Origin of the sequence: Bacillus sp. LM 4-2 (genome assembly GCF_000978495.1) — a bacterium.
In the GTDB taxonomy this organism is placed as follows: domain Bacteria; phylum Bacillota; class Bacilli; order Bacillales; family Bacillaceae; genus Bacillus; species Bacillus subtilis.
In genome coordinates this window covers 1,286,884-1,304,194 of the sequence record NZ_CP011101.1, presented here as the reverse complement: position 1 = coordinate 1,304,194, position 17,311 = coordinate 1,286,884, and the positions used below count along the sequence as shown (strand labels likewise).

23 protein-coding genes are annotated in these 17,311 nt (G+C 44.4%); 6 read left to right on the top strand and 17 right to left on the bottom strand.

Features of this window, described 5'->3' with window-relative positions:
• Positions 1-3: 3 nt before the first annotated feature.
• The 9 genes from bslm_RS06635 to bslm_RS06600 all read right to left on the bottom strand — a co-directional run bounded on the left by bslm_RS06635 (position 4) and on the right by bslm_RS06600 (position 5,346).
• Positions 4-1,305, bottom strand: a complete 1,302-nt coding sequence (locus bslm_RS06635) for a PBSX family phage terminase large subunit (RefSeq protein ID WP_019712462.1) — start codon at positions 1,303-1,305, stop codon at positions 4-6.
• A complete protein-coding gene (gene xtmA, locus bslm_RS06630; protein WP_019712461.1) occupies positions 1,302-2,099 on the bottom strand; it encodes a phage terminase small subunit in 798 nt (265 codons plus the stop codon). The genes bslm_RS06635 and xtmA overlap by 4 nt, the downstream gene beginning before the upstream one ends.
• 114 nt (positions 2,100-2,213) lie before the next feature.
• The gene (locus tag bslm_RS06625; protein WP_019712460.1) at positions 2,214-2,723 is read right to left on the bottom strand and encodes a sigma-70 family RNA polymerase sigma factor; all 510 of its coding nucleotides are present in this window, start codon (positions 2,721-2,723) and stop codon (positions 2,214-2,216) included.
• Positions 2,724-2,838: 115 nt separating this feature from the next.
• On the bottom strand, positions 2,839-3,045 hold the full coding sequence (xtrA, locus tag bslm_RS06620) for a phage-like element PBSX protein XtrA (RefSeq protein ID WP_014476537.1): 207 nt from the start codon (positions 3,043-3,045) through the stop codon (positions 2,839-2,841).
• Positions 3,042-3,392 carry a phage-like element PBSX protein XkdD gene (xkdD, locus tag bslm_RS06615; RefSeq protein WP_021479479.1) on the bottom strand — a complete coding sequence of 117 codons (351 nt, stop codon included), beginning with the start codon at positions 3,390-3,392 and terminating at the stop codon, positions 3,042-3,044. The genes xtrA and xkdD overlap by 4 nt, the downstream gene beginning before the upstream one ends.
• An 84-nt stretch (positions 3,393-3,476) precedes the next feature.
• Positions 3,477-3,644, bottom strand: coding sequence for a hypothetical protein (locus tag bslm_RS20575; protein ID WP_003245588.1), 168 nt, complete (start codon positions 3,642-3,644; stop codon positions 3,477-3,479).
• On the bottom strand, positions 3,644-4,444 hold the full coding sequence (locus bslm_RS06610; protein WP_080009791.1) for an ATP-binding protein: 801 nt from the start codon (positions 4,442-4,444) through the stop codon (positions 3,644-3,646). The genes bslm_RS20575 and bslm_RS06610 overlap by 1 nt, the downstream gene beginning before the upstream one ends.
• Complete coding sequence (locus tag bslm_RS06605; RefSeq protein WP_019712458.1) at positions 4,344-5,180, bottom strand: phage portal protein; 837 nt, start codon at positions 5,178-5,180, stop codon at positions 4,344-4,346. The genes bslm_RS06610 and bslm_RS06605 overlap by 101 nt, the downstream gene beginning before the upstream one ends.
• A complete protein-coding gene (locus tag bslm_RS06600) occupies positions 5,167-5,346 on the bottom strand; it encodes a hypothetical protein (RefSeq protein ID WP_019712457.1) in 180 nt (59 codons plus the stop codon). The genes bslm_RS06605 and bslm_RS06600 overlap by 14 nt, the downstream gene beginning before the upstream one ends.
• A 178-nt stretch (positions 5,347-5,524) precedes the next feature.
• Between bslm_RS06600 and xre the strand changes: the two genes are divergently transcribed.
• Both xre and bslm_RS06590 read left to right on the top strand, forming a co-directional pair.
• Positions 5,525-5,866 (top strand): HTH-type transcriptional regulator Xre, encoded by a 342-nt coding sequence (xre, locus tag bslm_RS06595; RefSeq protein ID WP_003232719.1) that lies wholly within the window; start codon positions 5,525-5,527, stop codon positions 5,864-5,866.
• A 162-nt stretch (positions 5,867-6,028) separates the two neighbouring features.
• The gene (locus bslm_RS06590; protein WP_019712456.1) at positions 6,029-6,625 is read left to right on the top strand and encodes an ImmA/IrrE family metallo-endopeptidase; all 597 of its coding nucleotides are present in this window, start codon (positions 6,029-6,031) and stop codon (positions 6,623-6,625) included.
• Between the two features lie 35 nt (positions 6,626-6,660).
• On the opposite strand, the gene bslm_RS06585 is transcribed toward bslm_RS06590, so the two are convergent.
• Together bslm_RS06585 and bslm_RS06580 are read right to left on the bottom strand one after the other, a co-directional pair.
• On the bottom strand, positions 6,661-7,497 hold the full coding sequence (locus tag bslm_RS06585) for a manganese catalase (protein WP_046380955.1): 837 nt from the start codon (positions 7,495-7,497) through the stop codon (positions 6,661-6,663).
• A gap of 76 nt (positions 7,498-7,573) precedes the next feature.
• Positions 7,574-8,176 carry a poly-gamma-glutamate hydrolase family protein gene (locus bslm_RS06580; RefSeq protein ID WP_015252289.1) on the bottom strand — a complete coding sequence of 201 codons (603 nt, stop codon included), beginning with the start codon at positions 8,174-8,176 and terminating at the stop codon, positions 7,574-7,576.
• A gap of 104 nt (positions 8,177-8,280) precedes the next feature.
• On the opposite strand from bslm_RS06580, the gene bslm_RS06575 reads away from it, so the two are divergent.
• Positions 8,281-8,658 (top strand): PH domain-containing protein, encoded by a 378-nt coding sequence (locus bslm_RS06575; RefSeq protein WP_014476529.1) that lies wholly within the window; start codon positions 8,281-8,283, stop codon positions 8,656-8,658.
• 39 nt (positions 8,659-8,697) lie between these two features.
• On the opposite strand, the gene bslm_RS06570 is transcribed toward bslm_RS06575, so the two are convergent.
• Complete coding sequence (locus tag bslm_RS06570) at positions 8,698-9,651, bottom strand: N-acetylmuramoyl-L-alanine amidase (protein ID WP_046380954.1); 954 nt, start codon at positions 9,649-9,651, stop codon at positions 8,698-8,700.
• Positions 9,652-9,778: 127 nt separating this feature from the next.
• Between bslm_RS06570 and bslm_RS06565 the strand changes: the two genes are divergently transcribed.
• Positions 9,779-10,021: a YciI family protein gene (locus tag bslm_RS06565; protein WP_046380953.1), complete on the top strand. Its 243-nt coding sequence runs from the start codon at positions 9,779-9,781 to the stop codon at positions 10,019-10,021.
• Positions 10,022-10,050: 29 nt separating this feature from the next.
• Here bslm_RS06565 and phrA read toward each other — a convergent pair whose 3' ends face one another.
• From phrA to yjoB, 3 genes are all read right to left on the bottom strand, one after another.
• A complete protein-coding gene (gene phrA / locus bslm_RS06560; protein WP_003245487.1) occupies positions 10,051-10,185 on the bottom strand; it encodes a phosphatase RapA inhibitor PhrA in 135 nt (44 codons plus the stop codon).
• Entirely contained in the window at positions 10,175-11,311 is a 1,137-nt protein-coding gene (rapA, locus tag bslm_RS06555; RefSeq protein WP_015252291.1) for a response regulator aspartate phosphatase RapA, read from the bottom strand. The genes phrA and rapA overlap by 11 nt, the downstream gene beginning before the upstream one ends.
• A gap of 145 nt (positions 11,312-11,456) precedes the next feature.
• Entirely contained in the window at positions 11,457-12,728 is a 1,272-nt protein-coding gene (yjoB, locus tag bslm_RS06550; RefSeq protein WP_003245490.1) for an ATPase YjoB, read from the bottom strand.
• A 148-nt stretch (positions 12,729-12,876) separates the two neighbouring features.
• Between yjoB and bslm_RS06545 the strand changes: the two genes are divergently transcribed.
• Positions 12,877-13,341 carry a DinB family protein gene (locus tag bslm_RS06545; RefSeq protein ID WP_014479541.1) on the top strand — a complete coding sequence of 155 codons (465 nt, stop codon included), beginning with the start codon at positions 12,877-12,879 and terminating at the stop codon, positions 13,339-13,341.
• A 223-nt stretch (positions 13,342-13,564) separates the two neighbouring features.
• Entirely contained in the window at positions 13,565-14,329 is a 765-nt protein-coding gene (locus bslm_RS06540) for a sulfite exporter TauE/SafE family protein (RefSeq protein ID WP_014476525.1), read from the top strand.
• Positions 14,330-14,367: 38 nt separating this feature from the next.
• Here the strand turns inward: bslm_RS06540 and bslm_RS06535 are convergent, their stop codons facing one another.
• Together bslm_RS06535 and bslm_RS06530 are read right to left on the bottom strand one after the other, a co-directional pair.
• Positions 14,368-15,861, bottom strand: a complete 1,494-nt coding sequence (locus bslm_RS06535; protein WP_019712454.1) for a UxaA family hydrolase — start codon at positions 15,859-15,861, stop codon at positions 14,368-14,370.
• Positions 15,858-17,300, bottom strand: coding sequence for a tagaturonate reductase (locus bslm_RS06530; RefSeq protein WP_003245710.1), 1,443 nt, complete (start codon positions 17,298-17,300; stop codon positions 15,858-15,860). The genes bslm_RS06535 and bslm_RS06530 overlap by 4 nt, the downstream gene beginning before the upstream one ends.
• Between the last annotated feature and the right edge of the window lie 11 nt (positions 17,301-17,311).

Here is a 17,311-nt window from a genome sequence, read left to right as displayed (position 1 = left end):
GATTTATGACCTCCTCCTTTCTCGGTTCGGCCGGATTCGTTTGTGTGCTGTCTCTTTCATATCAGCAACCTCATAATCATCAAGCGCATACCAAATGGCAGAAAGCGTATGCGGGTCAATTGTGAATTCATCCTCAATCAGAGCTCCGTTTTTATCTTTGGCATACGTAAGTGTCTTGAGCTCATAGATGACATTTTCACAGCGGTCCGAACAGAAGATTTTTTTGAACCGTTTTACCTTTTTGGTATATTGAAGCCTGGAGCCGGGAAACTTTCTGGCTCCAACCATCCGAAAGCCCTGCTGGCGGAAATATTGGATGCTTTTCGGCTCAGCCGAGTCGGCTTTGATCAATTCCTGTGTCTCAATAAACTCACGCAGCTCCTCAGCCGTCCTATCATCTGTCATTTTATTTTGATAATACTCCCAATAAATGTAGAGGTATTTTTTTTCAGGATCTACAGCAAGCCGGACGACGGCATTATAGGATTCCTCGAATCCAAAATCCATGCCTGTACGAAAGATTGGCTTGCTGATGGCTGCGATACATTTTTTCACTTGATCATGCGGGAGTACCTCGAACTGCGGCAGCACCCTGATCCCGTTGACGCCGAATCGTCCTTTGCGGGCAATCCGGTACAGGTCGGGATCATACTCTTTGAGTCCGTCAAGCTGTTTCAGATAGCTTTCCGGGAGAAAAAGATTGTCGTTAGCGGTGGAATGATGGTAATACGTATCTCCCTTTACAATCGTCCGCTTTTCGTAAAGTTCGCTGTCATCCAGCACAAACCGTTTCTTGCGTTCATCCCGAAAAAAATGCCTATACGTCCAATTGGAGGTGCCGACGGGATTGGTGGTACAGATCATATGAAGCTTCAGCTCAGGATGGCGAAGACGTCCGATTAACTCCTTGAACCCCTCATACTTCACCTCTGAGCACTCTTCAATCCATATTAATGAAATGTTATGAACCGATTTTAATTTTGCCGGATTGTCCATTCCTTTGAACATGATCCGGCTGCCATTGTGAAATCGCAGCTGCAGCGGGGAAGAAAGAGATGCCACGGCCTTTGTGAGACCGAGCTCTTCGATCACCTCTTGAAACAAGGCGAAGGTCGAATCCCGATGGGTATCGAACACCTCCCGGATCACAAGGGCCGTCCGTTTTTCCTTCAGCAGCTTTAGCACGATTTTCAATGCGGTATGATAGCTTTTGGATGAGCCGTAGCCACCGACAAGAAACTGGTACGTCTGCTCCCAATTGAACACGTAATCTTCGAAATGAGGGTTGATTTCTTTTACAATCATGACTTGCGCTCTTTTCGTTTGATCATAATTTCAATCGGCTCTTGGCTGTCATCTGTTTTCTCCGCTTTTTGTTTGGCAAGCTTCAATTTCTCATTTTCTATTTTTTGTTTAAATTGATCTGGAAACAAATCAAAATATAAGGATAGCTTCTCAAGCGCCTTCATTTTATCTGCAAGCTTGATGGCAATGCCTTCTTTGCCAAGCTTTGCTTCCGTTACAATGGTGCCATCAACGAGCCCGGAGTCTTTAACATCGACAAAGCTGATTTCCTTCATAATCGGGTTATCATCTTCATCAAACAGCGGACCCGATTTCCCGACAGCCTGGACCTCTTTTTTTCCAAAGGTCACATAGTCCGTAATATCCGCAAACGCGATCTTGATATAAACCTGCAGCACATCCATCGCTTCAATAAACATCTCATTGACCATTTCTTTTTTTATGCGTCTGATTTCAGCAGCGACCTTTTCGTTTTTTAAGAGCCGGCTGCCCGTCACATGAGCGCTGTCCGGAGAATAGCCCGCTTTGATTGCTGACTGTGTGGCATTGAAGCTTTTGACGTAATACAGGCAAAACAGCCGCTGGCGTTCATTTAATTCATCGTTGTCTATAGGGCGCTGTTTTTGTTCGTTTTTGGACGCAGAAAACAGGGCCTCTTTCCATTTGTCTTGTTTTTTCCAGATGCCGATTGTTTTCGCGGAAACACCGATTGTGTCCGCAATCGCCCGATTTGTGATCTTTCCTTGATGTTGTTGATAGATTGCTAATGCTTGTTCGCGAAGTTGTGTTTTCATGCTACGGCATCACCGCCACCTCCAGCATGGTTGTCTATTCATAAAAGCGGCTGATCAGCCAGCCGCTTATGTGTCATGCTATTCACTTATAGGTGGCAAACGTATGACAAGCTTTCATGCAAGTGATCGATTCATTTCTTCCTGCTGTCTTTGCACCTTTACGATTGCCCGTTTGATCGTCGTTTGCACTGTCGATTTTTTCACGCCGAGAAGATCGGCGATCCGTTCATAAGAAAAACATTCTACCTTATGCAGCAAAAACATTTCCTTTTCTCTGTCCGTTAACAGGGCTAATGCTTCTCGAATTCTCTCTCTGTCTTCTTCTGATACCTGTCCGTCCGGCTCAAACATCATAGCGCTGGAAAATGATTCGATGATCCTCGGGTCCTTGATCATCAGCCGCTGGTAGGCATCACGCCGGTCAATCGCCCGTCTGATGCCGGGCTGCCTTCCTTTTTCAAGCCACTCTGTTACATATTCAAGATCAGTAATCATATTTCTAATGATTTTTTTATCCTTCAGCTCTTCAGCTGAGAGCACGGATTCATCTGCCTCAGCGAGCGGTTTATATTGGTTTCTTGTTTGTTTGAGCGTTCGTTTATATTCAAATAGTAAGTCTTGCACTCTATGATCCTCCTCATTTTTGGCAAATAAAAAACGGACACCAATCAACGCACAAATGCTGTGCAGTTGATCAGTGTCCGCAGGCTTTCCGTCTTGGACGTATTCTGTTTTCGCTTTAATTTAATTTGTAGCCGATTTCAAATTCCACTCGGGCAAGGTCGCCCTTTCTTGTTTCGACGAGCGTTTTTCCATGCTCGGGCGCTTCTGTGATCCATGCTTCTTGCTTGATGCCATCCACAATAATGACACGGATTTTCCCTTCCTCCAGCTGGCTCTTAAGCGTGATGGAATCGATATGCAGCAGTTTTTTAGGATGAATCATGTTTTATTTCCTCCCCTTTTCGGTGCAGCGCTTGCTTCAGCTTTTTCTAATAGCTGAATGATGCGCTCCTTTGAATGAACAGAATTCCCTTTCAGAAAATCAAGCGCTGCTTTAGACGCTTCCAGCAATTCAGGCGCAGCGGCCATCAAAGCGGCATTGCTTTTTTGCGAATAAGAGCTAAGGTCAAATACAGCGGCAATCAGCCGTCCGTTTGAATATGGGAATCTTTCTTTTTCTTCTTCACTGTAAGCTGAATAAATATAGATCGGTTTCGTATCCCCGCACGGGACAGCACGCCACGGCGCAGGGCTTTTCTCTGCCTGTTTTGTCTTTGCCAACACTTTCACTTCCCGTCGTCCTTATACCATTGTTCAATGTTTTTTTCTGTTCGCTTTGCCCGAAACAGCAAAGTGATTAGAGCAGTCAGCTGTTTAATCATAGATATTCAGCCTCGCTTTTCCCGCTGTCAGCATTTGCTCCAGCTTTTGAATGACAGGCGTTAAGTCAGTGCCGGACCGGCAGTTCGGACATGGATGAAAAACGACTCCAATACCGGTATGTTCCACAATGACTTTCTTTGTTTGACAAAGCTTGCACATTATCTGACGCCCTCCAATCTATGGTTAAGCTCGTAGGCTGCTCCTTTGATAATCACTAGATAGTCACTGCACATCTCATAGATTCTCGTGCCGAGCGCTTCATCAACCCGTACAAGTGCTTCAATTGTCAGCTCGCTCGAAAGCAAAATCGGTTTATGATTTAAGTAGCGATAATTGAGTACCGAATACATTTGCTCTAATTGCCAATCTGTAGCGCGGGGTTTGCCGTTAACCGGTTTAAACAGATCATCAATGAACAGCACATCCGCCTGCTTCATCCGGTTCAGCTTCGCTTCTAATAGGGCAAAATCATTTTTCAGATCAGTAAAGCCTTCCACGAACGGAAAATAAATGACAGGCACATAGCATGTTCTCATTAATTCGTTGGCAGCGGCAGTCAAAAGGTGTGTTTTCCCTGATCCAGGCTGTCCTAAAAGGGCAATGCTGTTTTTTCGGCAATCCTTGATTTGTTCATAATCGGCAACATACTCTTTTGTACACTCAAATGCGTCTTTTATGGCCTGCGGCTTTCCCTCCGTGCGGAATTCCTTGAAGCCGAGCTGTCTGAAAGCGTGGGTAATCTCACTTGCACCCAGCAGCCGCTTCACTTTCCGTTCTGCTATGCAGCTGCACATCGTCCAGACTTCCAGGCCATTCTGCCTGACGAGATAACCTCCCTGATCCTTGCAGCGCAGGCAATCATACCTGCTTGCGTCTGATTCGGCCGGTTTGTCCGCCAGTAATGGACGTCTCCCTCTTCTCAGCTCGTCCAAAATCTGTTCGATTGTTCGTTTTGTCATGTTTTTTCATCCTCTCATGCTGAATTGCGGCATTCTTTTTGGCTTGCTGCGCGAAAAATCGGTCTTCAATGAATTTCGAGCAGTAGCGAAAGGCCTTGATTGTTTCTGAAGCGGCGGTCCGCCGGTTTTCAAAAGCCTGAAAGCATTCTTCAAGCCATTTGATTGTTTGCGTGACAGGAACGCCGATGGCAACAATGCGGGCGATGGCTTGATAATCTCTTGAGGAAGGATACACGGTGCGTCCTTCTTGAGCCGACCGTAATTGTGTAAACCGCTTCGCAATGTGATCCACTGCATCATCAGCAGCAGTATATTTGTTTGTTTTATCTATATCTGTACGGTCGTTTGTGTCCGGTGTCTGCGGCGAAAATGGCCGTTCTTTTAGACTCCCGTGTACAGTATTGTCCGATCTGAAGCTGAATTTTTTGGAATGCTTGACCGAAATCATCAGTCCGTATGGCGCACGGACGGCCTTTATGTAATCATGGTTTTCGAGAAGCTCCAGCCATCTTCTGACGGTTTTTTCACTTACGCCGAAGACTGCCGCCATTTCTCTCGCTTTTAACGGCTTATGGCCGAGTACGATGCCCCAGCTTACGCCGTCTTTTTCGATTTCTTTTGTTGTTGAGCTGATAAACCAGAGAAACAGCCATAGCGCCGGGCTAATTTTGTCATAATGTTCTGAATTCAATAACCCTGAATACGTCGGAAAAGGATAGCTTTTATCGTTTTTCATTGGACGCCGCTTCTCCTTTTAACATCATGTATGCTTGAAACTGTTCCTGCGTTTCAAAGTGAAACACCGGAAGGCCGCATGCGGTAAACGAAATGGTGCCGCCGGATTGTCCGAGATGGCGCTGATCTATGGGACTTTCACTAAAAACGATTTGGATCGGATACATGTGATCACTCTCCTGATCTTTTTTTGATACATTTTGTATCAGCTGTTACCAAGTATAAACGATACGTTCTGTATCATCAAGTTATTTTTGATACTTTTTTTATCATAACTTTATTTTGATACATATTGTATCTATAATCATAAGTAACTTAGGGAGTTTAAAAAAGAGAGGTCATAGTATGATAGGCGGCAGATTGAAGAGTCTCAGAGGGAAAAGGACACAGGAAGAAATCGCATCACACATCGGTGTGTCACGGGCACGATATTCCCACTATGAAAATGGGCGAAGCGAACCTGATTACGACACACTCCAAAAGCTGGCTGATTACTTTCAAGTAACGACTGATTACTTATTAACGGGAAAAGACAAAAAATCCGATGACGATATGTTCTCAGATCCGGACCTGCAGCTTGCATACCGCGATATGCAGGATTTTTCCCCAGAAAGCAAACAGCAGGCCATCGAATTTATCAACTATTTAAAAGAAAAAGAGAAAAACCGCAAACCGAAAAATAAATAAATCGTTCTCTGTTCTCTAAAACATATAAAAAGTAGACCGATATAAAGAAAAAAGTGTTTATTTTTTAAAGAAAAGGGAAAGATTTCTACACTACTTTCCAGTCCTATACGGGCTTTTCTTTCTCGCTAAAAACAGAACAAATGTTCGAAAGGGAGTATTCAATTGGGCGATTACTTATCACATCTGGAGGAATACGTTAAAAATTTATACGGCCGGCTGGGCATCACATCCCCTCATCACATTGACATGCTGAAAATCGCAAAGGATCTGGATATTTGGGTGCATTTTGAGGATATGGGGAGCATGATGGTGAAATACGACGGCATGTACAGTATCGTATTAAACCAAAAAAAGTCACGGGAAGAGCAATGGGAAGATTTTGGCCATGAGCTGTGCCACGTGTTAAAGCATGCAGGCAATCATTTTCAGATGAACAAACTCTTCAGAGAGCTTCAGGAATTCCAGGCAAATCAATTTATGTACCACTTCTGTGTGCCAACCTTTATGCTGTTGCAGATGGAACTGCCGCAATGGAGAAGCCAGGCACTCGCCACAATTTCGGCGGTATTCCGGGTAACAAAGGAATTTGCTGATAAAAGGCTTGACATGTTTGAACGGCGTAAAGCAGGTATTCAATTTCAGAAGCGGCTCGCTTATTTATTATCTCACAAGCGGCCACATGCGTACGAGGAAGGCGATCAGCAGCACTTGCAGGTCGCTGAGGAAAAAGCGTTATATCATATTGGCAAAATCAAATAAGGGCTAAGGATATATTCCTCAGCCCAGAAGAGAACCTAACATTTCGACATTGGGGGAACTGTATTATGCAGCCACATGGGCGCCGGTTTAAGATGAGGCGCAGATGCGAACGCAATCGGAGTCGGGATATACCTGAATTCACCCCGGCCGTCAAAGGCTTCCCCATGTGCCCATCTTCCTTGTGAGCTTTCATCCCCCCTGGAAAAGTTAAACAGGTCATAGGAGACTTCCTGCTTTTCGAGCTCACGCGGAAACGTCGTCGGGACGACAATATCCCGTTCTCTTTCCTCCAGCTCTTTAATGGCCGCGTACCACATATTTTGATGATAGGTATCCCTTGCAATCAAAAATGACAGCATATCTCTTACCCCTGGATCATCGGTCATGGCATAAAGCCGTGTCACCTGAAGGCGTCCTTGGGCCTCCGCATTTAAGTTGGCGCGAAAATCGGCCAGCAGGTTTCCGCTTGAGATAATGTATTTTGCATTCCACGGATAGCCCTCACTATCTGATGCCATCGCCCCCAATCCGGACACAATCGCGTGCTGAGGGTTCATCCCTGACATGACTGCTGCAATAGCGGGATTGCTTTTATAAGCATCCTCCTGTACATCCGCGGGTGCATTGTCCAGAAGTCTGGAAATCATCGTTGCCAGCATTTCTACGTGCCCAATCTCTTCGGTCCCCACATCATATAACAAATCTTTATACTTAGCATCCGCCCTGCAGTTAAACCCTTGAAACAAATACTGCATCATGACGCTAATTTCACCGAATTGGCCGCCTAGCACCTCTTGAAGTTTTTTCGCATAAACCGGATCGGGATGAGCTGGCTTTGCTTGATATTGAAGCTCTTTTATATGATAAAACATGAATCATTCCTCCCCACACTTTCGCACAACCCCAGCGTATGAAGGAATAGGCCAACCGTGCAGGTCCCGTCTAGTTTTATTTATAAAAGCCAAGCTTGACGGCTTCCACATATCGATCAAACAAATCGTTTTGTATGTAGCTTTTATCACGGCACCCAAAATTGCGGAATAGCGCATTTCGCTGTGCCGTGCTTACCTCCAATTGCAGTCCCATTTCTCTTTTCGTCCGATTGACAATATTGTTTGGGTGTACACCTGCCAGGCGGTCTTTCTCATTAGTGAGCTCGGCGCTAAAACCTGCTTCATTCAGACGCTCACAAATGAGCTTGGCTTTTTTACGATCCGCCCCCCCGACCAATGTATGCGGGATTTTCGGATCATAATACCCGTGAAACGCTAATGCGTAATGGTGGTCATTCACTTTTTCTAAAGCCAGCGGCTCATCAAAACGAATGCTAGTGAGATGCAAGGAACGGTTGTTTCGCTGCTTTAGACCCTCAAACAAATAGATGGAACATCGATCCGAAAATGCCCGCACCAGTTCACTGACGCCAGGCTCAATTCTGCCGCCGTGAGGACCGAGGACGATAAGCTCACTTCCGTTTTTCTCCTCATAAATAATCCGGTACTCCGACTCAGAAGCAGAAAGGGCTGCAAAGCTGTCATACATATCTTCCATTTTGAACGCCCCCTTTACCAGTCAGCACCAGTTTACTCTACTCATCTATGAATGAAAACCTTTTTTATAGTATGATTTGATAGAATACGCAGAGGAGGTATATGATGGGGTTTATTGATGGATTACTCGGCAATGCGTCAACACTGTCAACGGCTGCTGTGAAAGAAGAGCTTGCCCATATTTTACTTGAGGGTGAGAATGTTGAAGCCGCGTTTAAGCTGGTTCGCGATTTGATTGTCTTTACTGACAAGCGGCTTATCCTTGTAGATAAACAGGGAATCACAGGCAAGAAAACGGAATTTCAATCGATTCCGTACAAAAGCATTTCCAGATTCAGCGTGGAAACTGCCGGCCGCTTTGACCTTGATTCAGAGCTGAAAATTTGGATCTCTGGCGCGGAACTTCCCGCTGTCTCAAAGCAGTTTAAAAAAGATGAGAGCATTTATGATATTCAAAAGGTGCTTGCCGCAGTTTGTATGTAAGGCAAAAAGACGGAAGCTTCACAGCTTCCGTCTTTTCATTTACAGCTTTTCCTCCAGCTTCGCTTTCGTTTTCGGACCGTAAATCCCATCAGCCGTTAAACCGCTGACAGACTGAAAACGTTTCACTGCATTTGCTGTTTTCGGGCCATAAACGCCGTCAACGCCGTGATTTTTCGCTCCTTTATCAGGATAAAAATAAAGAGCGGCTAAAGCGGTCTGCACCTGCTTTACTTTTGTCCCTTTCGTCAGCGGGCTTGTCACTTTGATCACGCCGGATGGGAGCGGATATGAGGATGCGGCATGGCTTTTAGAAGCAGATGCCGTCTGAGGCAGTTTGATCACTTGTCCGACTTTAATGTAATTCGGGTCATTGATATGATTGATGCTTTGCAGCGTTTTCACACTGACTCCGTGTGATGCGGCAATCCCTGACAATGTGTCGCCTTTTTTCACATGATATACAGACGCTGAAGAAGAGACTGCAGCTTTTTTAGCTGATACGCCCCCGTTTAATTCCTTTTCAATTGCCGCCTTCACTTGATCCCAGCGCCCCTCTGATAAAATGCGGTGCGGGCAATACTTTCCGTTCCAGTCCTGGTGCTTTCTCACCCGATCGATGCCCCAGCCGCGCTCCTTCAAAAGCTGTGCTACAAATGAAATCGCCAAGGCTTCAGCTGCCTCATACTTCGGGCCTCCCGATTTGCTGTAGCAAATCTCAACGCCAATTGATTTGCGGTTTCCCGGACCGTTTGTGCCGTCACCTGTGTGCCAGGCGTTTCGGTTAAGCGGCAGACCTTGAATCACCTCTTTATCATCGACTGCAAAATGAAAGCTTGTCGAGCTTGTGTTCCCGATCATATAGCTGATTTCATTGGCCGCTGAGGCATCGTTTGCCGTGTTGTGAATGGTAATGTATTCAGCGGACATTTCATTAGGACACTTCAACGCGTATTTCGCCTCAGAAACCAAATTTTGCTTTACTGGAATGCTCACCTATCATCTCTCCTTTTCTTTTTTCATAAATAGGTGGCATTCGTAGGACGAAAAGCTCATATCATCTATCACCGCAATATGGATAAATATGTTAAGCTGAAGTTCACGGAGGGTCTGAATATGTATAATGCTGACAATGAGAACGGAGAAATTTAATCAGGAGCATGTGGCTGGGCACTATGAATTTCTGGATCGTTTACAGGCAGAAAAGCGTTTAAAAATGTTTGGGCCATTCAGCGACGCCACAGGCGGAGCGTATGTCATCGAAGCAGGTTCATTGGAAGAGGCAGCGGAAATCGGGCATGCGGATCCGCTGGTGGCAAGCGGATCTTCTGAGCTGACGATAAAAGAATGGAAGCTGAAGAAATAAAAAAGACCCTTAAGGGTCTTTTTTATGCGTCATGTTTGATTGCGTGCCGCAATATGAAATGTTTTCCCTTCTGTGTTTGCTGTTTCACCTGCATGAACCATCACCTGAGTAAAGCTGAACCCGACCGCAACGAGCAACAAACCTGACATCCATTTAGATTTCATATAAACAATCTCCTCTCTGGATTTGTTTTTGTGCGTGCACCATTTTCTCATAAAATGAAAGTGCTTTTTCGGGCTGTCCGTTTTCTATATAGAATTGGGCAGCATCATGCGCCAGCTCCTCAATATAAGGATACAGCATATGTTCTTCAAGAAATTGAAAGGTGTGTGAGACCGATTCTGTGTCAATGTTTTTTCCGTATAACGCATGTAAAAATTGAAAAAGCTCCACAAATAATTCATCACTGTATTGACGGGCGATTTCCAATCCTTCACGATACTTTTTTTGCGCTTCGGCGTCATTTTTTTGTTTATACAGAACTTGTGTTAAAGAGTAGATAGAATGCGGAAGATTATCGAACTTTTCCGACTTGCAAATAGAAACAGATTTCTCAAAGTATTCGGCTGCCTTTTGCAGTTCACCCATTTTCTCATAGCAGTTTCCGAGATTATATAGGGCGGAACTGATCAGGCGGGGATTGCCTTCTTTCTTTGCAAGATCTAAAGCCAGTTCTAAGTGGGGCAATGCTCTTTCTGGATACTGCATATCATCATAATTACCTGCAATAACGAATTCACATTGGATTCTGCGGACGGTGTACGTTTCATACATTTGGTATGTTTCTAATGCCTGAACGGCGTAGCTCATCGAAACATAGGTTTGTTTTAAATTGTAAAAAATCTCAGCCATTTTAAAAGCAAACTCTGCTTTCTCAATATCATCCGAGACGAGGGCAAGATTCTTTTCTGCCCGTTTATAATACATCATGGCACTGACAAACATCTTCTGCTTAAATTCATACATTCCTCGAAAAAAGTTAAAGTAATATTCGAGAAGCCCTGTCAGCTTGTACTGATTCCCTTCGATGTCTTCTAACAATTCTGAAAACTCTAGCTGCGACGTGTCCTCTCCAAAAGGCTTAATGTAATCCAGCATGACACGGTGCCTGAACTCCATTAAAGAATAATACAGCAGCAAATCTTGGTCTTCTTCCATATCCTCAATTTCTCTTTCTACTTCGAGCTTGACCCGTTCGGCTTCAGCGACGTGGAACTGCCGGATATGAGTATACCATTCATTAATTTTAAGCCCGACATAAGAGGACGGAATCGTCTGCTTCATCCTCAATTAATCCCCCCTTTTTGAATTACCCGAGATATGTCATATTTTATCATATTTGCAAGAAAAAGAAGAACGCAAAATAACCGCAATTGTCGAATTTCGGCTAACCGCAACAAAAAAGCACGGTTTTTTCAAACACCCGCGCTTTCTTTTAGTGAAAACCGACTTTGTTTCTTTCCATCCAGCTTCCCCGCTGGCTTTTTCTTTGCTCTCCTGTCATGTCTTTCACCATGGTTTCAATATGGTGATTCCCTTCTTGGTGCCATTGAAGGGCTGAAGATACATATAATTCTCCCAGCTGTGCAAAGGAAAAGCCTTCTGTAAGTTTTGCGGCGTTTTTTATTTCTCCTTCACTCAAAAAGATGCCAAAGCCTCTCATTTTCATATATTCCAGCCGCAGCTCTTCATCCGGAAGCCCGATTTCATAGGCACGATCAAATCGCCCTGCACGATTCATCAAACCTGGATCGATCTCTTCGGGATAGTTTGTCGTACCGATGAGAAATAGCCCCTCTTTTGATGTCGCGCCGTCCAGCGTATTGAGAAAAAAGGACCGCACATCTTCCGGCATCGAATCTATATCCTCGATGACCAGAACTGCAGGAGCGAGGCGTCTCGCTGCCTGAAAGACTTCTTCTATTGTCTCGCTCGACGTAAATTCAGTAATTTGCCAATAAGCAACAGGTGCATCGATACTGCCTGCGATCGACTTCACTAACGTCGTCTTTCCGTTTCCAGGAGGTCCATATAACAGAATGCCGCGCTTGTAAGGGATGTCATATGTTTGATAAAACGATTTATCACTATGAAAAAACTGATCAATTGATCTGTATATCTCTTTTTTCAATAGCGGATTCATGATGACTTGACTCCGCTGAACCTCTCTGACAATGGCTTCCTGCTCTCTTGAAGTCCCTCCATCTCCATCCGTAAACACGGTCACTTTCCGCTTGCTTTTTTCCCAAAGACGCGGTCTGACTCCCTCCAGAAATGCACGCATCTTTTCATCGTTAACCGCAAACAGACAATCAAAACTCATAATGCTCCCATCTTGAAAATATGGAATTCTGGCAAAAGCAACTCCCTTTTCAGGATACGCGTATACACTGTTTCTTATAGACTTATGGACGGTATAATCCGGTTCTTTCTCATCTTCATCGTAAGCAAAGGTTTTCTTTTCAAGCTTTTCAAATATATATGCCACATGCTCAGGCTCCAATGAACCGCTGCGGACATCTTCTACAAGAAGCTCCCAGTATTCCGTATTTGGATCATCACTGGCATAGAGCTCATAGAATACACCGTATTGATCATAAAGCGTTTCTTCAATCCGTGTGATAAGGTAACCGAAAGTGCCGTAGCCCGCCGCAGCTCTTTCATTCTCTTTTTCTTCGTACTGATAAATGAAAGGTATGTTAGTCATGTTTATACTCCATTTCATGTTTTGTGAACGTTATATATACGATTGACATAGCATTTTGTTTCATCCCACAGCATATTACTTGTGAATTCATAACCGTTGATATAGGATTTCATTGCACCATTTATTTTTACATATGGAGGAGATCATAATGAGCCAATCCAATCAAATTGTCAGCCATTTTTTATCCCATCGAAACGTGACCAATGAGCTTGCCGAAAAAATCAGCAAAGACCATTACAGCTACAAACCGGCAGAAACATCAATGTCAGCAGAAGAGCTGGTCAAACACATTCTTACGTCTTTCCACTTGTTCGCAAATGTCATTAAGGAAGGCAATGCCTCACCATTTCAAAACAAGCAGGAAGAAACAGAAACAGATCTCAATGTTCTGGCAAAAACATATACAGAAAAAACGGCCGCTATCCTTGAACAGCTGACTGAAGAGCAGCTGGACAGAGAAATTGATCTGACATCCGCTTTCGGCAGAAAAGTCACAGGCCGCGCGCTGCTTCAGCTTGCAATGGAGCATGAAATTCACCATAAAGGCAACCTGTTCGTGTATGTGCGGGAAATGGGCCACACTGAGCTTCCTTTCTATCAGCAGCGCATGTAGCGTAAACAAGAAAAAAGATACCTGTTAAGAGGTATCTTTTTTTGCGCCTTTAGTACTTCTCGATTTCGTCCAGACACTCATTATAGGGCAAATGAATAGAGATATTGAGCATACCAAAATTTCAAGCAGCTAACGTGCAAAAATTCAAAAAATTTAATTGATTAACGCGTCCTAATCATATATAATCTGATAAAAATAGTCGGGTTTTCAGGAGGCCTTTATCATGAGTGTAAGCATCATATTGATGGGTTTGTTTGTCGGAGCCTTAGTCGGATTGACGGGAGTGGGTGGAGCGGCCTTATTAACTCCCCTTTTAATTGTGCTTGGAATTAATCCTTCCATCGCGGTCGGTACAGATCTTGTATATAACTCGATCACAAAGCTCTTTGGCGTTGCCTCCCATTGGCGGCAGAAAACGATTAACTTTAAATTGGTAAAATACTTAGCCATCGGCAGTATTCCGAGTGCTTCGCTAGCCATTGGCATCTTGCATTTGTTCCCCGCCTTTCACCAGCATCAGGAAGAAATTATTAAGCACGCTCTAGGATATGTGTTAACGCTGGTTGCCATTTCAATCATCGTTCGTTTGTTTTTGGATAGAAAACTTCGTCCCAACCGCTGGCAGCTGATGCCGCTTGAAAATAAGCGGGCGCTGACGATTCTTATTGGTGTTGTGTTTGGGTTTATCGTCGGCTTAACATCAATCGGTTCCGGCTCATTATTTGCAATCGCCATGATTTACTTATTTAACATGAAAGCGTCACAGATTGTCGGAACAGATATCGCGCATGCATTTCTTCTTGTTACGGCAGCAGGCATTTTGAACGCTAGCTTCGGAAGCGTGGATTACATGCTGGCAGCTAATCTGCTCATTGGTTCAATTCCCGGCGTGCTGATCGGAAGCCATCTTTCGCCTCGATTCTCCCCGCGTCCACTGCAATTTATTATGGCGTCCATTATTTTAGTCAGCGGTTTAAAATTGATTTAATGAAGAAGGCTATCCGCTTGAAGGATAGCCTTTTCTTATTATAGCGTCACACCCGATTTAAAAATGGCGAGTTCTCTGAAATCATTTTTTTCATGGTTCACAAGCTGGCCGCTTGCCACCTCAACCATATAGTGGATAAACTCACGCAGCACATATTCCTCATGAACATCATCCTCTGCTAAAAGGCCTGCGTTAAAATCAATCCAATGCGGCTTCGCTTCATACAGCTCGGTGTTTGTCGCTACTTTCACCGTCGGGACAAAGGTGCCAAACGGCGTGCCTCTCCCCGTTGTAAAGAGGACAATTTGGCAGCCGGCCGCCGCCAATGCGGAGGAGGCGATCAAATCATTGCCTGGCGCGCTCAAAAGCGTCAGCCCTCTTGTCTTGAGCACTTCCCCGTATTTCAAGACATCCGTGACAGGAGAAATCCCCGCTTTTTGCGTACAGCCCAGCGATTTATCCTCAAGTGTAGAAATGCCGCCCGCTTTGTTGCCCGGTGAGGGATTTTCGTACACCGGCTGATCATGTTTAATAAAGTATTGTTTGAAATCATTGATTAAATCGACTATCTTATGAAACACTTCTTCATTGGCAGCCCGCTGCATCAGGATGGTTTCTGCGCCGAACATTTCCGGTACTTCCGTCAGCACCGTGCTCCCTCCCTGTGCAATGAGATAATCTGAAAAACGTCCAAGCAGCGGGTTTGCGGTTATGCCGGAAAAACCGTCCGAACCTCCGCATTTCAGCCCGATCTTCAGTTCAGACAGCGGAATGTCTTCTCTCTTATCTCCTTTGGCCGCTTCATGAATTTCCTTCAGCAAAGCAACACCTGCCTCCATTTCGTCGGTCACCGACTGGGATTCCAGAAACTTCACCCGCTCCAGGTTCACATCTTGCAGTGCTTCCTTCATTCTTGCCAGCTCATTGTTTTCACAGCCAAGCCCTAACACCAAGACGCCGCCGGCATTTGGATGGCGAATGGCATTCAGCAGGATTTGCTTCGTATTTTCGTGATCATCGCCAAGCTGCGAGCATCCGTATTGATGCTTTAACACCAGTACGTTATCAAATGGAGCGATATCCCCTGTTTCTCTGACAAAACGCTGCAGCATTTTTTCTGCTATTCCATTGACACAGCCGACAGTTGGGACAATCCACAATTCATTCCGTACACCCGCATCTCCGTTTTCTCTTCTAAAACCTTTAAACGTCCGGTTCTCATTAGTATACGGATTTTCATCAAATCTCGGTGTATAGCTGTATGATTGGATATCAGACAGGTTTGTTTTCGTATTATGGACATGAATATGCTCTCCGATCGAGATATCTTGTGATGCATGCCCAATTGGAAACCCGTACTTGATGATGCTGTCATTTTCTTTAATAAGCTGCAATGCAATCTTGTGGCCTCTTTTTATATCATCCTTTACTTCAAGCGACACGCCGTAAGCATGCAGCCTCTCTCCCTTTTGAATATCCCGCAGAGCAAGAAGGACATTATCTTGCTTATGAATCTTTATAAACGACTTCAACGTACCTCTCCCCCTTGTATGCAGTATTGTTCAAGAGCCCTCTGCATGCCCAGCTCATGAATATGATTCAAGTAAACAGCGACTCTATCAGTCAGCTTCGGTATCTCATTGAGATCTGCCCCCCACAGCCGCTGTTCGCCTAACACTCTTGATGCAATCCGAAGCATGTCGCCATCCTCCTGACACCAAACCTCTTTGAAAAATTGAAGAACTGCCGGATCATCCTGCAATGTCTCGTTATCATGATAAAAATACAGAAGAGCGCTGAAAGAAAACACCAAGCGTTCAGGAAGCTGTCCCTTTTGTTCAGCATATTCCTTAAGAGTCGGCAGGTTTCTCGTTTTGAATTTGGAAATGGCGTTCAATGCAATGCTTTCCAGGTAATGCTTAATATACGGGTTTTTAAAACGGTTCAGCACATCGTCAGCATACTGAGAAAGACCTTCCATTTTTAAAACAGGAAGAATTTCGTCATCAATCAGCTCTCTTATAAATCGCCCCACTTCCGGATGCTCGACTGCATCCCTAACAGTCTTCAAGCCGTATAATAAAGCCACTGGCGTCATTGCTGTATGAGCGCCATTTAAAATTCTTACTTTTTTAGTCCGGTATGGGGTGAGGTCGCTGACGATCTTTGTATGCAGCCCTGCAGCCGCAAAGGGAAGTTCTTTTCCAATCCAATCAGGCCCCTCGATAACCCACAAATAATATTGCTCTCCCACAACTATCAAATCATCCTGATAGCCAAGATCTGCCGTGATCTCATCAATGCTGTCGACGGGAAAACCCGGAACAATCCGGTCTACTAAACTATTACAAAATGTATTGGCCTCATGAATCCACTGTGTAAATCCTTCCTCCAGCTTCCACAGATGTGCATAATGAAGAACCGTTTCCCTCAGCTTTTCACCGTTATTCTCGATCAGTTCACATGGGATCAGGACACACCCTTTTGTCTGATCTCCTTTAAAAGCCTGATAGCGAAAGTAAAGAAATGCAGTTAATTTCCCAGGGAATGTTTTTTGCGGCCTATCCTCTAAACGATCTTTTTCATCACATACAATCCCAGCCTCAGTGGTGTTGGAGATAATAAACCGAAGCCTTTCGCTTGATGCCAATTCTTTGTATGCTTCATAATCAGAAAACAGGTCAATTCCCCGGCTGATTGAGTTGATAATCATATGCTCGTTTACCGCTTCTCCGTCTTTCATTCCTTGTAAAAAAAGTGTATATAATCCATCTTGCTCATTTAATCGTTTGATTTTTTCTGAGCCTCTTGGCTGGACAACTGCCACGCTCCCATTAAAATCAGTGTGTTGATTCAATTGATCAATCTGCCAATCGATAAATCCCCGAAGAAAGTTTCCTTCTCCGAATTGGAGAATTTTTTCTGGATACTGAGTATAGTGATCGTACACATTTTTATTCAGCTTCTGCACCCTTATTGCCT

Excerpts from the sequence above, each read along its gene's own strand:
- bslm_RS06635 (WP_019712462.1), bottom strand. The coding sequence starts at position 1,305 with ATGATTGTAAAAGAAATCAACCCTCATTTCGAAGATTACGTGTTCAAT.
- xtmA (WP_019712461.1), bottom strand. The coding sequence starts at position 2,099 with ATGAAAACACAACTTCGCGAACAAGCATTAGCAATCTATCAACAACAT.
- bslm_RS06565 (WP_046380953.1), top strand. The coding sequence starts at position 9,779 with ATGCTGACAATGAGAACGGAGAAATTTAATCAGGAGCATGTGGCTGGG.
- xre (WP_003232719.1), top strand. The coding sequence starts at position 5,525 with ATGATAGGCGGCAGATTGAAGAGTCTCAGAGGGAAAAGGACACAGGAA.
- bslm_RS06585 (WP_046380955.1), bottom strand. The coding sequence starts at position 7,497 with ATGTTTTATCATATAAAAGAGCTTCAATATCAAGCAAAGCCAGCTCAT.
- bslm_RS06605 (WP_019712458.1), bottom strand. The coding sequence starts at position 5,180 with ATGAAAAACGATAAAAGCTATCCTTTTCCGACGTATTCAGGGTTATTG.
- bslm_RS06545 (WP_014479541.1), top strand. The coding sequence starts at position 12,877 with ATGAGCCAATCCAATCAAATTGTCAGCCATTTTTTATCCCATCGAAAC.
- bslm_RS20575 (WP_003245588.1), bottom strand. The coding sequence starts at position 3,644 with ATGTGCAAGCTTTGTCAAACAAAGAAAGTCATTGTGGAACATACCGGT.
- yjoB (WP_003245490.1), bottom strand. The coding sequence starts at position 12,728 with ATGACTAACATACCTTTCATTTATCAGTACGAAGAAAAAGAGAATGAA.
- phrA (WP_003245487.1), bottom strand. The coding sequence starts at position 10,185 with ATGAAATCTAAATGGATGTCAGGTTTGTTGCTCGTTGCGGTCGGGTTC.
- bslm_RS06600 (WP_019712457.1), bottom strand. The coding sequence starts at position 5,346 with ATGTATCCGATCCAAATCGTTTTTAGTGAAAGTCCCATAGATCAGCGC.
- xtrA (WP_014476537.1), bottom strand. The coding sequence starts at position 3,045 with ATGATTCATCCTAAAAAACTGCTGCATATCGATTCCATCACGCTTAAG.
- bslm_RS06580 (WP_015252289.1), bottom strand. The coding sequence starts at position 8,176 with ATGGAAGATATGTATGACAGCTTTGCAGCCCTTTCTGCTTCTGAGTCG.
- bslm_RS06610 (WP_080009791.1), bottom strand. The coding sequence starts at position 4,444 with ATGACAAAACGAACAATCGAACAGATTTTGGACGAGCTGAGAAGAGGG.
- bslm_RS06540 (WP_014476525.1), top strand. The coding sequence starts at position 13,565 with ATGAGTGTAAGCATCATATTGATGGGTTTGTTTGTCGGAGCCTTAGTC.
- bslm_RS06575 (WP_014476529.1), top strand. The coding sequence starts at position 8,281 with ATGGGGTTTATTGATGGATTACTCGGCAATGCGTCAACACTGTCAACG.